The 14,688-nt window shown below is 43.2% G+C and carries 16 protein-coding genes, 1 tRNA gene and 1 pseudogene; 9 read left to right on the top strand and 9 right to left on the bottom strand.

Translation table 11 applies throughout. The features are described from left to right. Positions 1 to 107: 107 nt before the first annotated feature. On the bottom strand, positions 108 to 1,133 hold the full coding sequence (locus B7L70_RS04655) for a bifunctional phosphoglucose/phosphomannose isomerase (RefSeq protein WP_238376105.1): 1,026 nt from the start codon (positions 1,131 to 1,133) through the stop codon (positions 108 to 110). 75 nt (positions 1,134 to 1,208) lie between these two features. Between B7L70_RS04655 and B7L70_RS04650 the strand changes: the two genes are divergently transcribed. Genes B7L70_RS04650 through B7L70_RS04630 form a run of 6 tightly spaced genes read left to right on the top strand, consistent with a single transcriptional unit; the run spans position 1,209 to position 5,771 of the window. Then, positions 1,209 to 3,185 (top strand): DEAD/DEAH box helicase, encoded by a 1,977-nt coding sequence (locus B7L70_RS04650; RefSeq protein ID WP_081226726.1) that lies wholly within the window; start codon positions 1,209 to 1,211, stop codon positions 3,183 to 3,185. A gap of 34 nt (positions 3,186 to 3,219) precedes the next feature. After that, positions 3,220 to 3,405 (top strand): hypothetical protein, encoded by a 186-nt coding sequence (locus tag B7L70_RS04645; protein WP_081226725.1) that lies wholly within the window; start codon positions 3,220 to 3,222, stop codon positions 3,403 to 3,405. Then, a complete protein-coding gene (locus B7L70_RS13725; RefSeq protein WP_202908684.1) occupies positions 3,405 to 3,566 on the top strand; it encodes a hypothetical protein in 162 nt (53 codons plus the stop codon). Before B7L70_RS04645 ends, B7L70_RS13725 begins: the two co-directional genes overlap by 1 nt. Further along, the gene (locus tag B7L70_RS04640; protein WP_081226724.1) at positions 3,535 to 3,846 is read left to right on the top strand and encodes a hypothetical protein; all 312 of its coding nucleotides are present in this window, start codon (positions 3,535 to 3,537) and stop codon (positions 3,844 to 3,846) included. The genes B7L70_RS13725 and B7L70_RS04640 overlap by 32 nt, the downstream gene beginning before the upstream one ends. Before the next feature lie 6 nt (positions 3,847 to 3,852). Then, entirely contained in the window at positions 3,853 to 4,665 is an 813-nt protein-coding gene (locus tag B7L70_RS04635; protein ID WP_081226723.1) for a hypothetical protein, read from the top strand. Between the two features lie 59 nt (positions 4,666 to 4,724). After that, positions 4,725 to 5,771: a DUF1152 domain-containing protein gene (locus tag B7L70_RS04630; protein ID WP_081226722.1), complete on the top strand. Its 1,047-nt coding sequence runs from the start codon at positions 4,725 to 4,727 to the stop codon at positions 5,769 to 5,771. A 93-nt stretch (positions 5,772 to 5,864) separates the two neighbouring features. Here the strand turns inward: B7L70_RS04630 and B7L70_RS04625 are convergent, their stop codons facing one another. The 5 genes from B7L70_RS04625 to B7L70_RS04605 all read right to left on the bottom strand — a co-directional run bounded on the left by B7L70_RS04625 (position 5,865) and on the right by B7L70_RS04605 (position 9,977). Continuing rightward, positions 5,865 to 6,344 carry a hypothetical protein gene (locus B7L70_RS04625; RefSeq protein WP_081226721.1) on the bottom strand — a complete coding sequence of 160 codons (480 nt, stop codon included), beginning with the start codon at positions 6,342 to 6,344 and terminating at the stop codon, positions 5,865 to 5,867. A gap of 45 nt (positions 6,345 to 6,389) precedes the next feature. Next, positions 6,390 to 6,713, bottom strand: coding sequence for a hypothetical protein (locus tag B7L70_RS04620; protein ID WP_081226720.1), 324 nt, complete (start codon positions 6,711 to 6,713; stop codon positions 6,390 to 6,392). Positions 6,714 to 6,820: 107 nt separating this feature from the next. Beyond that, positions 6,821 to 7,795: a zinc metalloprotease HtpX gene (htpX, locus tag B7L70_RS04615; protein ID WP_081226719.1), complete on the bottom strand. Its 975-nt coding sequence runs from the start codon at positions 7,793 to 7,795 to the stop codon at positions 6,821 to 6,823. 38 nt (positions 7,796 to 7,833) lie between these two features. Beyond that, positions 7,834 to 8,532 carry an acetate--CoA ligase family protein gene (locus tag B7L70_RS04610; protein WP_081226718.1) on the bottom strand — a complete coding sequence of 233 codons (699 nt, stop codon included), beginning with the start codon at positions 8,530 to 8,532 and terminating at the stop codon, positions 7,834 to 7,836. Next, positions 8,529 to 9,977, bottom strand: coding sequence for an acetate--CoA ligase family protein (locus tag B7L70_RS04605; RefSeq protein WP_101940232.1), 1,449 nt, complete (start codon positions 9,975 to 9,977; stop codon positions 8,529 to 8,531). The genes B7L70_RS04610 and B7L70_RS04605 overlap by 4 nt, the downstream gene beginning before the upstream one ends. 213 nt (positions 9,978 to 10,190) lie before the next feature. Between B7L70_RS04605 and B7L70_RS04600 the strand changes: the two genes are divergently transcribed. Next, positions 10,191 to 11,510, top strand: coding sequence for an aspartate aminotransferase family protein (locus B7L70_RS04600; protein ID WP_081226716.1), 1,320 nt, complete (start codon positions 10,191 to 10,193; stop codon positions 11,508 to 11,510). Positions 11,511 to 11,536: 26 nt separating this feature from the next. Here B7L70_RS04600 and B7L70_RS04595 read toward each other — a convergent pair whose 3' ends face one another. Beyond that, complete coding sequence (locus B7L70_RS04595; RefSeq protein ID WP_081226715.1) at positions 11,537 to 11,941, bottom strand: co-chaperone YbbN; 405 nt, start codon at positions 11,939 to 11,941, stop codon at positions 11,537 to 11,539. A 300-nt stretch (positions 11,942 to 12,241) separates the two neighbouring features. On the opposite strand from B7L70_RS04595, the gene B7L70_RS04590 reads away from it, so the two are divergent. Next, positions 12,242 to 12,433 (top strand): hypothetical protein, encoded by a 192-nt coding sequence (locus B7L70_RS04590; protein WP_143701535.1) that lies wholly within the window; start codon positions 12,242 to 12,244, stop codon positions 12,431 to 12,433. Positions 12,434 to 12,477: 44 nt separating this feature from the next. Here B7L70_RS04590 and B7L70_RS04585 read toward each other — a convergent pair. Together B7L70_RS04585 and B7L70_RS04580 are read right to left on the bottom strand one after the other, a co-directional pair. Continuing rightward, positions 12,478 to 12,577: transfer RNA gene (locus B7L70_RS04585), tRNA-Asp, on the bottom strand. Positions 12,578 to 12,755: 178 nt separating this feature from the next. Continuing rightward, on the bottom strand, positions 12,756 to 13,976 hold the full coding sequence (locus tag B7L70_RS04580) for an FprA family A-type flavoprotein (protein ID WP_081226713.1): 1,221 nt from the start codon (positions 13,974 to 13,976) through the stop codon (positions 12,756 to 12,758). A 386-nt stretch (positions 13,977 to 14,362) separates the two neighbouring features. On the opposite strand from B7L70_RS04580, the pseudogene B7L70_RS04575 reads away from it, so the two are divergent. Further along, positions 14,363 to 14,688 (top strand): annotated as a pseudogene (locus B7L70_RS04575) (phosphate transporter); the annotation flags it as partial.

The raw sequence follows: 14,688 nt of genomic DNA, 5'->3' as shown, positions 1-14,688 counted from the left end.
TTGCTGACTTCATGGGGCTTCGTCTATCAATGATTCTATTGCTAATACCCGTCATAGTGATATCCATAGCCTTTGTGTGGTTTTACCTACGTTCAAATCTCGAGCACCTAAACTGGGAAAAGCTTCCTCTTATCAAGTTCCTCCTTAAGCCTATCAATCGGTAATGTGGAGATGGGCTCCACATTTAGTAGATGGGCAAGCACCAACGTGGTTATGCCCAGGAATGTCACACCATACATCTCACTCTCAAGCGGCGTTGATCCCTCAAGCTTTACGACTAACGGTTTCGCGCCAAATGATGAAACCACGTCCAACAGCGTCTCCAGGTACCTACCCTCATAATCATTGGGGCCCATGATTGCTATGTGCCTAAGCCCTACCTGCTTTGTTGTTACTGCGGCAATGTCATTATGGGCTCCCTCGGGTATTATGGATACTATGGCGAAGTACTTGGCGTTCTCGTTAAGGTCATTCTTAAACCTAATACCAACACCGCGTCTGCTCTCGCCAACCCAAATAATGGGTATAGCGTTTAGTAATTCCCCAGCCAACCTCTCAGCCTCATCAATAGCCTTCAACGCCCTCTCCATGCCGGAAATACCACTTTCCAGCTCATTAGCCACCGATGCAATACCAAACCTCTCCAGAATGATTAGGGTTGGGTATAGTAGGGATGGGAGTCCATACCTCGGTGCGGACGCCTTTGGAACTAGCACAACTGGTACGCCTTTATTGCTGAGTATCGTACTCAGCTTACCACCGGTAGTTACACCGATGATCGGGTAACCCCTGGATAGAGCCTCATTGGCGCTCATTATCGTTTCAGCCGTATTTCCCGAGTAGCTGATCGCTATTACGAGGGGTTTCGATAACCTCCTTGGAAGCCTCATGTTCTTGCTAACAATGATGGGGACCTTACAATCCCAGAACCAGCACAGGTCACTCACAATATCACCAACAACACCACTACCACCCATTCCCGTGATTACCACGGAGTCCACCTCACCGCTGTAATCAATTACCCTACCATCAATGTTTACCTTGACGTTTCGAATATCCGCGGGCACATTCAGTATTGATTCACGGGCTAGCGACGGCCATCTTGGGTAGTCTATCAGGTTTATCGCGACCACAAGCCATAGGTTTGCATGAGGTTTATTAAATTTGAGTTGTAAGGTTTAAGTATTTCATCGATTCATAGGAGGGCAGTGCTGTTTAGGGTTGTTATTAACAATGAGGTTGAGGTTAGGAGGAGTTGGGATTGGGATAGGGTATCCAGGGTTAAGGATAGGTTGAAGGAGCTTGGCTTTAGGTGGAATGGTGAGTACTGGTCTGGCAAGGTCTACTCGCTATCATTGATTAGGGAGCTGAAGGAATTGCTGGATCTTACGGGTGATGAGGTTAATAGAATAACGAGGTCTATCATTATTAACTCAGCAGGTGGTGCCATCGGTGTTGAAAGCCTCGAGGGCTTCGAGTTAATACCAAGCGACTGTATCCTGAGTGAGGAGGGAGGTCTATATGTAATATCACTATCATGCTTAATAAGGGAGTTCGTAAAGGGCGATAGGAAGTACATAGGTAGTGCCTCGTCATTCGAGGAGTACATCGATAAGGCTGTGGAGATTATACGGAACCAATTCATTAACAAGCCCGTGGTCGGCGACTTGGAACTGGCCATTAGGAGAGCTAGGGATTTTGCCCTTTCCAATGATAAGTTAAGGGCGGTATTTACCAGGAGGGTTGAGTGGTGGACCGCTAGGCTTGGCTTAGATACTGTTGAGCTTCACTTCCTATCTAAGGAGTTTTATGAGGGGTTGAGGAACCTGACGGTTCCTTACTATGTAGTTGATAAGGAGGGTAACCTGAACAAGCATGATTTGAGACTGATACGTAAGGATGATGTGGTGAAGGGTGAGGATAGGGTTGTGGTGAGGTTTCCGGTCTTCATTAGAGATACGATTAAGGAGTTATTGGTGAAGGGTGGTTACAGGGTAGTCGAATTGCCGTGGGCTCCAAGGACCATCCAAGTACCCAAGGACGAGATAAGGTTATTACCATTCCAGGAAAGAGCCGTTGGTAAATGGCTTGAGGCTGGTAAGAGGGGCACTGTGGTTGTGCCAACCGGTGGTGGTAAGACATTCATAGCGCTGAAGGCTTTAGCGCTTGTTAAGGTGCCAACGATAATCCTCGTAATTACCGAGGAACTCATGAACCAGTGGCACGAGAGGTTAATGAAATACCTAGGCATTAATGCCGGTAGGTTGGGTGGTGGGTTTGATGATGTTAGGGAGGTTACGGTGGCGATCTACAACTCTGCCGTCAATAGAATAGCCAGTATAAGCGATAAATTTGACCTGGCAATATTCGATGAGGCTCATCACGTACCAGCAGACACGTTTAAGGAGGTTGCCTTCAAGCTCAGGGCACCCTATAGATTAGCGCTCTCAGCCACTCCCAAGAGGAATGATAACAATGAGCACTTAATATTCCTGAGCTCGGGCGACATTGTTTACCAAGCCGATTATAGGGATATGGTTGAGGCAAGGCTTGTGGTGCCGATTAGGCACTTCAGGATCTACGTTGATTTAACGCTTGAGGAGAGAAGGAACTATGAGAGGGCTGGGGATAATGCCATAGTGCTCAGGAACATAGCAAGCACAGCTAGTACTAAGTTGAGTGTTGTGGTGCCTATAGTGAAGTCTGAGGTTAACATTGGTAGTAAGGTGATTGTGTTTACACAGTTCATAAAGCAAGCTGAGGAGTTATACAAAGTGCTTAGGGATGAACTTGGATCCATCGTTGCCCTAATAACGTCGAAGACTGGAGATAGGGACTCAATATTCAGGGCATTTGCTAGGGGTGTGTACAAGGTCATAGTAACCACAACGGTGCTTGATGAGGGCATTGATGTCCCAGATGCCGATGTTGCCATAATAATGTCCGGCACAGGTTCGCAGAGACAAATGATACAGAGGGTTGGTCGTGTGGTTAGGGCTACGAATGGTAAGGTTGAGGCTAGGGTTTACGAAATAGTTACCAGGAATACAATAGAGGAGGCATTGAGTGAGGAGAGGCATGTGAAGGGTGAGGTACTTGAGGTTGAGTGCAGAAGGTACCTGGCAGGTGAGCTTCAGAGACTAATAAATCACATCATGAGCACAACATCACTATTTAAGTCGTAGAGTGACTTTTAATTCCTGGTGAGGCTATTCTAATGTGAAGTTCCTTGAGGAGCTAATGAACCTGTTATTTCAGGAGTATGGTGAATTAATACTAACCATAGTATCCGTACTGCTTTCCGTAGTCATAACCACGGCCTTCATGGGTGTTGTAAAAAATGAACTTACGTTAATTAAGGAACTCAATAACGTAGTTCATAGTATTAATGAGGCGATTGGGTAATGATTAGGTACTTGCTAACTACGGTCTTGATTATTGCGACGTTAATATTAATAATTACAATAGCAGGATTTCTCTTAAATACCATACTAACCCTTGACTCATTAACCCATTACTCGGTGGTGATCGTAAATGGTACTGGTAGATTCATTGGTATTTCCTGATTTGATTGTGGTAATAATCCTCACAATTGTGGCATTAATACTAATTATATATTTAACCAGCTTACTCGTGAAACTATCAATAATTAACTATAGGGCATCAATCAGCGCATTCCTGTTCACTAAGTGCTTAGACGGCGGTATTTCAGGTATTAATTACCTCAATCACGTAACGATTACAGAAGACAAGCCATTATCGGGGAATTACTTAATAATATGCCCTAGAATCACGGGCAGTGGTTACGACATCAACGTAACTGTGTATATAGCATACGTTAGGTGAGAAATCATGATCTACAAATCGCTCCTACCAATAGTCATAACATTGATAATCATGGTGACAATAACAACATACCTAATTAACTATGTGAATTACGAAACAAATGAGGCATCGCTTTACGAAAATAGATACCTAGTCAGTATCAATGTTTTTAAACAATTGAACGAGACTTTACCATCGATAATACAGAACGAGGCATGTACATTAATATCCAACCCCATTAATTATACATGCGAAACGCTCGGTATAAATACCACGGATATCATAGCCAACGTATTAGGCATTATAAGTAATAGAACGAGTAGTATTGTGCATTACGAAATCATGAGCTACGGAGTTTATGGTAGTGGTAACGAGACAATATACCGTGCAACAATTATTGCAATGACACAGGATGATGAGATAGAAGGTATGGTGAGTACCTCATACCCAATTAACCTATGTCTTTATTCCCAAGCCATTAAGGATCTCATGAATAATCTCAGGGCTAATTTAACGGTATATGCCAACAATATCACAGAAGCTATACAAATAGTGAACAGAGACGTGTCCAATAGGGTTGAATTGCTCGGCGATAAGTACGTGAAAATCACCATTTATTATGAAGGAGTATTCAGTATGGTTAGAAGGACAAGTAATCAAACAACCTATGTCGGGCAGATTCACTACACGATATATGCCACACCAAATAACGAAAATTATTGCAACAAAACAACGGTGTACTCAGGCGATTTCTACGTTATTGTCATCATCAACAAGTACGTTAACGAGACGCTATACTTCTCAATAAATGGGCTAGTAAATAATCATGCTGCGCAGTGATGGCGTACCTCTGGAATTAACGGGTTAATTTATTAAAGGAGGTTGGGTTTAGTTTTATCGTGATTAATGAAATCGTGGGTTCCGAAGTCAGGAATATTCTCGTTATCGGTATTGGAGGCGGTGGCGACGTTGTAGGCTCAACAATAACATACAACTTAGCTGTGAATGAGGGCATTGATGCCGTATTAGGCGCGGTGCTCTGGGAAAGGTATGTTGTCGATATAATACCTGGCCCCATTAAGATTGATGAATTAAGGAATACTGAATACCTGGGTAATTACGTGGCAGTTGTTAATGGGGACACCTACGCAATTAGGGGTGGCAGGCGTATTACACCTCAGATAGCTAATGTACTCAGTGTAGTAAAGGATGATGGAATTGGAATTAGCATTTCAGGTTCCATCATAGATATAGCGAGCGAGCTTAGTGATTACGTGAGTAAGTACGGCATTGATGCGGTGATAGGCATAGATGTTGGTGGTGACTCGATAGCCATTGGCAATGAGGAGGGATTATACAGCCCATTGGCTGATAGTTACGCAATAGCCATTCTCGCAAAGGTCCAGGAATTAACGAACATACCCGTAATACTCGGCATAGCGGGTCCTGGCGTTGATGGGGAGTTGGATAGGGATTACGTATTGATGAGGATAAGCCAATTGGCAAGTAAAGGCGCATTCCTAGGTGCGTATGGACCAACACGCAGCGACATTGCACTGCTCGAGGACCTACTCAGCAAAGCCGTTACGGAAGCCAGCGCGCTTGTTTATAGGGCTGCCCGCGGATTCTATGGAAGTGCCAATATTCGCGGAAGCACGAGAAGCGTTAGGCTAGATATAGTCTCGTCACTCACGTATTACCTAGATCTTAAGATAGTGCTTGATGATTTACCCATGGCAAGCATGCTGATTAATGCCAATGTTAAAGACCCTTGGGATGCCATGAGATTACTAAACAGTAAGGGTATAATGACCGAATTGAACTTTGAAGAGGAGGTGTACAAGTACTATAAGGCTAAGTCGAGAATTCCAAGTCCCGAGGAGGCGTACTTAATGATTAAGGAGATCAAAAATAAAATAAAATCAATAAAACAGACTGCGAGGTAGGTTTCCCAATCCATCGGATATTAGATTTCACTAGGTTATTAATATGAGGATACACCTTACAATCTATTTTGAAACTTAGATTTCATTCACTTACTAATCGCCAGCCTCCTCGTAAAATAATGCATAGTCCTTCTCAGCCTCACGCATTAACTGCAACTGTGATATCCTCTCCTCAGCCTTCCTATACATATTCGCGAACTCTATTATCCTAGCCCCCACATCCTCAGCCCTATCAAACCTAGCCGGGTTATATACGAACTTCCTTCTATCGTTACCCTTAATAGTAACGACATAACCTTCAACAACACCGGTAGTCGGTATTTTACCCAGTTCCCCACCTTCACCCCTAATTAGAAATACGTAACCCTTCCTTGAACCATCAGTGAACGTAACCCTAACGAGCACTAGGGCTATGTGGAACTCCCTGAGTATGTTTGTGATTACGTCCCTATACCTCTCGTACTCACGAACATAGGGCAGTCTCTCAACGAGCACCAAGTCATCCCTATTAAGGTCACTGAGTAGTTCGTTCAGCATATCCATTACCGACCTACCCGTATTAACAACACTCATCAACACATGGATGCAGGAAATACAATAAATGTTTTACCTAATACATCAACTCTCCCTAACAGCCGATTGCAGGTAAAGAACCCTGTAACTATTCCTAATCCTTATGAGGGCTAACGTAAATATTTGGTCGCCACCGACGCCCTTACCCTCAGCAACAACTCTGACATACCTCGCATCATTGATTGAGTTTACGATATTGCCATCTATGTCGAACAATGTGATATCCTTAATGCTTAACCCAGTATTAGTGAATACGTTCTCTATGCAATCAATTACAAATGATTCATCTATATCATAGCATTTACCGCCCATGAATTCGTTCATGATCTTTCTATGCAACTCGTAAATCCTCCTATCAACTTCGCTCATTAATTACGTGAATTTAACAAGTCTTTAATTTATTTTGTACCGTGGAAAAGAAAAAGTCGTGAAATTTAACGTAAGTTTAATTCACATTTTATATTGTATTATTTGAGTTAGGGTGATGACTCCGCTAATCTATCGAGCATCTGAATTCTCCTTGCGGGGTGTGGATGTGTCATGAACAGTTCCTCCAATATTGAGGGTTTATAATGCCTCCAATACTCAATTAGGGAGTCCACATTACCCTCTATCTCCTCAACACTAACTGGTGGTGCGAAGAATAGCATCCTTAGTGTGCCGTTTGTCGTCCTCTTAACAATGTTTGGATCCGTATAAAGCGTTATCTTAGCAAGAGCCCTCTGTAGGTTGTGTGCGCCGTTCTCCACCGTCAATGTGCCATTAACGTCTGCATAAGCCTCTCTAAGCCTATTTATGTACAGCACGAACAGTTGGAATAGGAAACTGACAGCAAGGAGGGCAAGCCCTATCAATAGTAATAAACCACCACCGTTGTTCCTACCCTCAGACCAACCACCCCATAGTCCACCCCACCATAGCGACCAACCTAGCCAGTATATTACGGTGGGTATTAAGCCAACAGCCATCAAAACCTCCACATCCCTATGCCTCAGGTGACCAATTTCATGACCAAGCACCGCCTTCAACTCGCTTGGCTTCAAAATCCTGAGCAATGGTAATGTTATTGCAACCCTTTTACCAGCCACGGGGCTTCCATAAGCGAAGGCGTTTGGGAATGGCACATCGGCAATGAAAACCCTGGGCGTATCCTTAAACCCATTAGCCCTAGCCACATCAGCCACCATGTCATAAACCCAACCATATGTTGGGTCATCAGGCTTAACCTCATGGGCCCTATACATGATATTAATCATGTAAGGACCAATCAACCATTGAAAGAGCGTTAGGAAGAACGCCATGACCACGAGACTCGTGACCATGGCAATGCCACTAATCGAACCCTTTGTTATCCACAACATTAACCCGTAAGTAAATGCCCCACCTAGCAGTAGTATCGCTATTATTGCCAAAGCCATCTTAAGCCTAAATACTAATAGTGACGCATTCATAGCGAGATTATTGAGACGACACTAATTTTAAACCTATCTCACGATATTCCTATTATGAACCTGGCATCCGCAGCATAAGCTCCCTTACCCCTCTCGAGGATAATGATGGGGTTTAGATCAGCCTCTACGATGTTTGGATTATCCGAAAGAAGTTCGGAGAACCTAGTTATTATGTAGACCACGGCCTCCTCATCCCTAGCGGGCATGTTTCTATAACCATTGAATAATCTATAGCCCCTTATTTCCCTAATCATTGTCCTAGCATCCTCCTCACTAACGGGCACTATCCTAAAGCTGACATCCTGGAGTACCTCCACTAAGACACCACCGAGACCAAAGGCTATCACATGCCCAAATATTGGGTCCTTGGTGGCACCAACTATGGTCTCCAAGCCCTCAGGCACCATCTTCTGCACCAGGAAACCACTCACCCTAGCATACGGCGCCTTCTCCTTAATATTGGACCTAATTCTCTCACACGCGCTCCTTAATTCATCATCATTGCTTATATTTAGTATAACGCCACCAACGTCAGATTTATGAACTATATCGGGAGAAACCACCTTAAGAACTATTGGGTAACCAATGTCTTTAACGACTCTAAGTGCCTCATCAACGTCCTGAACAAGGGCAAAGTCGGGAACTGGGATGTTGTACTGCCTAAGTAACTCAAAGGATTCATGCTCAAGTAGCTTATACCTACCCTCCTCAATAGCCTTTGCAATTATTGGGTTCATGCTACCCACCCCCTGATTGCACCCTTAATCTTGGCATACTCGTATAGGGCCCATAGGGCCTTAGCGGCTCTATGCGGAGCGTGGTAAACGGGTATCCCACTCTCCTCCAAGTGGCTCTCGAACTTAGCCACATATTCATTACCACCAAAGCTAACAACAACTATTGGCTTATTAAACCTCCTTGCCTCCACGATGTAGTTGCCTAGGTTTATGGTTAGGCCAGGTATCTGCATCAGGGCTATTATTAGGGCCATGTCAACGTGATTCGTGGGTAGTACGGTGTCTAGCACAAACTTGTACATGGCATCTGTGGCGCTACCCGTCAAATCTATTGGATTGCGTGTAACAGCTAATGGTGGCAATTGCTTCCTAAGAATTTCCTGCAAGCTCTCCGAGAGTTCTGGTACCTGCAGTCCACGCGTATCTAACGCATCAACTGATTGTATACCCATACCTCCGCTGTCCGTTATAACCAACACCCTGTTTCCCCTCGGTAGTGGTTGTGTCGCCAGGGCCTTGGCCATGTCGAAGGCATCCGTTAAGTTATCAGCCTCAATAACCCCCGCCTGTCTTAGCATTGCTCGGTATATTTCGTAGTTGCCAGCCAATGCAGCCGTGTGGGACTTAACAGCACCTGATGCGGCCTTGGTTCTTCCGGCCTTATATACAACCACCGGTTTTATACCAACGACCTCCCTCAACACATCAAGCAGTTTCTTGCCCTCCCCTGGGTATTTCAACCCTTCCATGTACATTACGACGACCTTGACCCTACTATCCTTAGCCAGGTATTCGAGTAGTTCTGCTTCGTTTATGTCGAGCTTGTTGCCGTAGTTTACGGCTAAACCAACGCCGATATTCCTCCTGGCAGCCCAATCAAGGATTGCACCAGCAACAGCACCACTCTGGCTAATCAATGCGAGGGGACCAGGTTTAGGCCTACCCATCCTATCCTCAGGGAGAAAGAACGTGTCCAAACCATTAAACGCATTATAAACACCAATACAATTGGGCCCAAGTACTCTTATTCGATTTAAAGCAACCTTCTTAAGCTCCTCCTCCAACCTGGCACCCTCCTCACCAACCTCACTAAAACCACCACTAATTATTATGGTCACCTTAGCACCCTTCCTAATACATTCGTCAGTTACCTTAGGAACTGCTGGTGCGGGAACGGCGATGACGCATAGATCAACCTCATCCTGAACATCAAGAACGGACTTGTAGTACTTAGTACCATTAACCTCGTCATACCTGGGATTCACAAGGTAAACCTTGCCCTTAAACTTCGTTAGTAGGTTCTTGGTAATAACACCACCAACACTATTTTCCCTAGGTGTTGCACCAATTATTGCAACCGATCTAGGATTGAACAATAAATCCAACGGTGATGTTATTGTTAATTCTACGGATTTACCACTCTGAACCTGCGATTGCGGTTCCATAATTATCGAGGTGTCCTCATAGTTATTTTTTAAAAACCTTTCTATTGATAAGTAAATAAACTATTTATTTCTGGTAGTTGTGAAATTCAATAAAATATTTTTACCCTAAACCAAGTTATTGAGATAAATTACTAAATATCTTCGATAAAAAATAATTTAAGCATTAAATTAGATAGATTAAAATTTAAAAGGAAGAAAATATCAGCTTTACCGATGGGAAGGTCGGAAGAACTTCTTAAGGAACTAGATGAGTACTTGATGACGAACCTATACCCAACCCATAAGATTGTTGTTAGAGAGGCTCGTGATGTGTACGTGTACGATGTTGATGGTAATGTTTATCTCGACTTCATGACCGTGGTAACAACGGCATTACTAGGTCATAATCCGCCTGGGCTTGTTGATGCCATAACAGAGACCGCAAAGAGACTGGTGGCTGGTAATGGTTATAACTGGTACACGGAGGAGTTGTTGAATGCTGCAAAGGCCGTACTCAGCCTATTCCCTGACAAGAACATGTACAATAAGGTACACTTCAAATTAAGTGGTTCGGAGGGTATTGAGTTAGCCCTTAAGATAGCCAGGAGGTATACGAAGAACACCTACGTGATGTACCTAATGGGTGGTTACCATGGTAGGACGTACCTAACGGGTGTCTATCATGGGATGAGGAGGAAGGAGTATGGACCATTGCCACCAGGCACGTTAGTGGCACCATTCCCATACCCATACAGGTGCCCATTCGGGGAAATGCCACCCGAGGAGTGCGGTAAGGTGGCTGTGGAGACGATAGAGTACTACATAAATTATGTGGCGATAAAGGATGTTTGCTGCCTCGTGACGGAGCCAATACAGGGTGTTGGTGGTATTGTTGTGCCGCCCAAGAACTTCTTTGAAGACCTTAAGAAGATCCTAGACACCTATGGAATACTGCTGATATTTGACGAGGTTCAATCGGGCATGGGTAGGACAGGCACAACCTGGGCCTTTGAGCAGTTCAACGTTAAACCTGACATAGTGGTTGCCGCCAAAGGCATGACCGGTGGACTACCGGCATCCGCGGTTGTTACCCGTAAGGAGATAGCATCGGTTATGCAATTGAACGATGAGCACTCGACATTTGGTGCCTCCGCATTAATAATGGCTGCGGTTAAGGCTACGGTCGATTACTACAATATCCATAAGGAGGAACTCCTAAGCAATGCAAGGAAAATGGGTGATTACGCCATGAAGAGGCTAATGGAGCTTTACGACAAACACCCACTCATTGGTGATGTCAGGGGTTTGGGTCTAATGATTGGTATAGAGCTTGTTAAGAATAGGAAGACGAAGGAGCCAGCCACTAAAGAGACAAGTGACATATGCCTAAACAGGGCTTTAAAGAGGGGCGTGCTTTTCGTCACCAGTGGTTGGAATGGTAACGTGATAAGGTTTGCGCCTCCATTGACCGTTAAGCAGGAGCACATAGATAAGGCGATAGATGCCTTAGATAAGTCGCTAGGTGAAATTGAGAAGGAGGAGAATATAAAGTAATCAGAATAGTAATGAGGGCCTTAAAATTAATTTTCACCAAGGACTTTTCTAATCCTGCCCTCAAGTATCTTCTTAGGCACAGCACCAACAACGAAGTCTGCAGGCTCACCATCCCTGAATATTATTACCGTGGGTAAACTCATCACACCATATTTAGCAGCCACATCAGGCCACTGCTGCGTATTTAATCTACCAAAGGCTACGCACGGCATCTCCTTAGCCAAGGCCTTCATTATGGGCTCTAGCAGGAAACATGGAGCACACCACGGCGCCCAGAAGTCCACAACAACAACCTTCCTACTCCTAACAAAGCTCTCGAAACCATCCTCACCAAGCTCAACAACATCATTCCCAGCCTTCAACAACTCCCTAGCCTTCCTCTCTATTATCTTATTCAACTCCTCATCATTTCTATCCCTATCCATTGTCATGAATTAACCGAAAACTTATCCAAATTTTAAACATTACTCAGTCAATAATAAGACAGGAACAACAGATAAATCGAGTAATGCACAAAACATACGATGATTCGCTTCACCATTAAGGAATAAAATATGTACATACCACGAAAAACCAACTCACAGGAGACCTTTTTAGATGCAGGACTTAGGTTTGAGGAAATTAAAATAATTCTATCTCCGTAGGAGTCTCATTTATTTTAAGGAACAGCCGATGTCTTAGTGTTCGGCGGCGAGGATGCTATTAAACTGCCTAGGCTGATTAGACCATTTGTGCATCATCCGCTCAGACGCTTAAGAATCGAGCTGATCCTGGCGCTTTACGACAGGAGGATAAGCCGTGAAGCATTCGAGAAACTTTTCGAAATGACAGAGTACGAGTACGGAGGTCCAGACGCAAAACGCAACAACGCCCTAAACGCCCTCGCCCAAGCAGCCCCACAAACCCACACCCACGGGGATTAAAACAATTTCCAAAACCAAACCGAGAAACATAGAACAAAATTCGATGGCGCCCCGGCCGGGATTCGAACCCGGGTCACGGGCTCGACAGGCCCGCTTGAGCGGTGCCTATGGCACCTATACTAGACCGGGCTATACTACCGGGGCGTGTTGATTCTTTCGTGGTTGATTTTTAAGGCTTTCTTTAGGATTATGGATTATGGGATTTTATGTATAATCAAGTGGGTGCCTATGGTAATGTTCTTTAAATATCGTTAAACTATATGATGCATTTAATGGCTTTTAGGCTTTAACGATATTATGTATTTGCTTAAGCCTTCTGTTTTTATAATGACGCTTTGAAACTTTGTAGTGCGATATTTATCCTGTTTAGCTCCTTGTCTGTCGGTATTCCATTTACACTTATAGCATCTATTATTGTAAAACCTGCCGTCTCTAGCCTTGACTTTATACGCTTTAATACCACATCACCCCATCCATAATCAGTTATCACAAGTATTGGTTTCCCACCTTTCAGTTTCTTTATTAGTAAGTTAATCACATAGTCCATTAATGGGAATGGCTCTGTATCGTAAATTGAAATGCCGAGCACAATACCAACAGCATTATTGGTATCAGCAAGTAAATTACCAATGTTAGCCCTCTCATCATCGGTGAACCTATAAGTGACAACATCGAATCCCCAATTACGTAGTGTATCGTTGACGTAGCTCATAATGTGGTCAATGAACCTATACATTGAGGAGTAAACAAGAACCACCCTCCTATCAATAGGTGTTTTTAGTGTGAACTCCCTATAGAGATTTATTGCCTCATTTACTGCATCGCCTTCAATAACGGCTCCATGGGATGGTAATATCATGCTTATTTTATTACCTACCGCATTTAGTATTTTATCGAGATTCTTAATAACATTATCCCTGTAGAAACCTATTATATTTACGAAATACTTCCTCATCGATGCTGCATAATCACTTGGCATGTGGTCAAGAGCTACGGATTTTGGTATTGTATATGCACCAAATACATCGCAGGTTAGTAACGCGTTTATTTGCGTAACGTAGGAAACAATGGTCTCAGGCCAATGTAGCCATGGCACATGGATGAATTTTAACTCATAACTGCCCATGGTTAATACTTCACCGTCCTTAACAGCCTTAAACCTTGGTACAACTCCGTAAAAGCTACTTATCATTCTATTAACCATTGGATGCCCGATGAACGTTATATTTCGATTTCTCTCGTACAATGCCTTGATTGATCCGCTATGATCAGGTTCCATGTGGTGAATAACTACATAGTTTAAATCACGAATATCAATTATTGAACTTAAGGCATCAAGAAACCTAGTCTCTAAACCTCTTTTCCACGTATCAAAAAGCACAGTTGCATTATCGCTCAACAATAAATACGAATTATAGGTTACTCCCTCGGGTATTTCCCATAAAGCCTCAAAATACTTGGTAAATAAATCGTTGTACCTGAGAATAAAAAGATCCCTACTTACCCTAGTAACAATAACATTAGAGTCACTCCCAGATGTCATTGCGTTGAAGGTACAGCGATTTATTAAACAGGTTGCACTATTAATCATCTAAAATAACTACTTTGTCTACTTAACTATTGAATAGTAATCAATATTAAATACTACATTTATAATAAAATGAATACTTAAATATAATAAAGAATATCGAGGATTATCGTTGGGTGCATTCCTTAAGTTACTTGTAATTTATTGAATGATGATGCTTGATTCTTAACGTTTGCTTTCGATATTTATGCCGTAAGCACGATCATGATTATTATACATAATGCATTAGAGATTGCTTAATATTTAGATTTATTATGATCAATAGCAATAGTTTATTGAACGAATAATTGATGATTTAAGAGAAGTATTTTTAAGGAGGGAAAGTATGGGTTAGATGACGTATGCCAGTTACGGTATTCGTAAATTACGTATTAGCCTTTGCGTTGTCGTTTTTGGTGTCTGGGAATAATTTGTCGGCTAATGCGGGTGCTGCTGTGGGTTCTAGGTCCATTGACTATAAGTACGCCTTATTGATTGCTGTGCTTGGTTATGTGCTTGGTTTGTGGTTGCAGGGTATGTACATGAGGGCTAATGTTGTTGGTGGTGAGGTTGCCATGGTCGCCATGATAGTTACGGTAACAATATTCGTGATTGGCGAGAGTATGAGGGTACCAATATCGTTAACGGGTTCATTATACGCAAGTCTGGTTGGCGCATCATTAGCGCT

Source organism: Vulcanisaeta sp. EB80 (assembly GCF_002078205.2).
The sequence above is the reverse complement of the archived record's forward strand: the minus strand, read 5'-3'. Positions and strand labels throughout refer to the sequence as shown.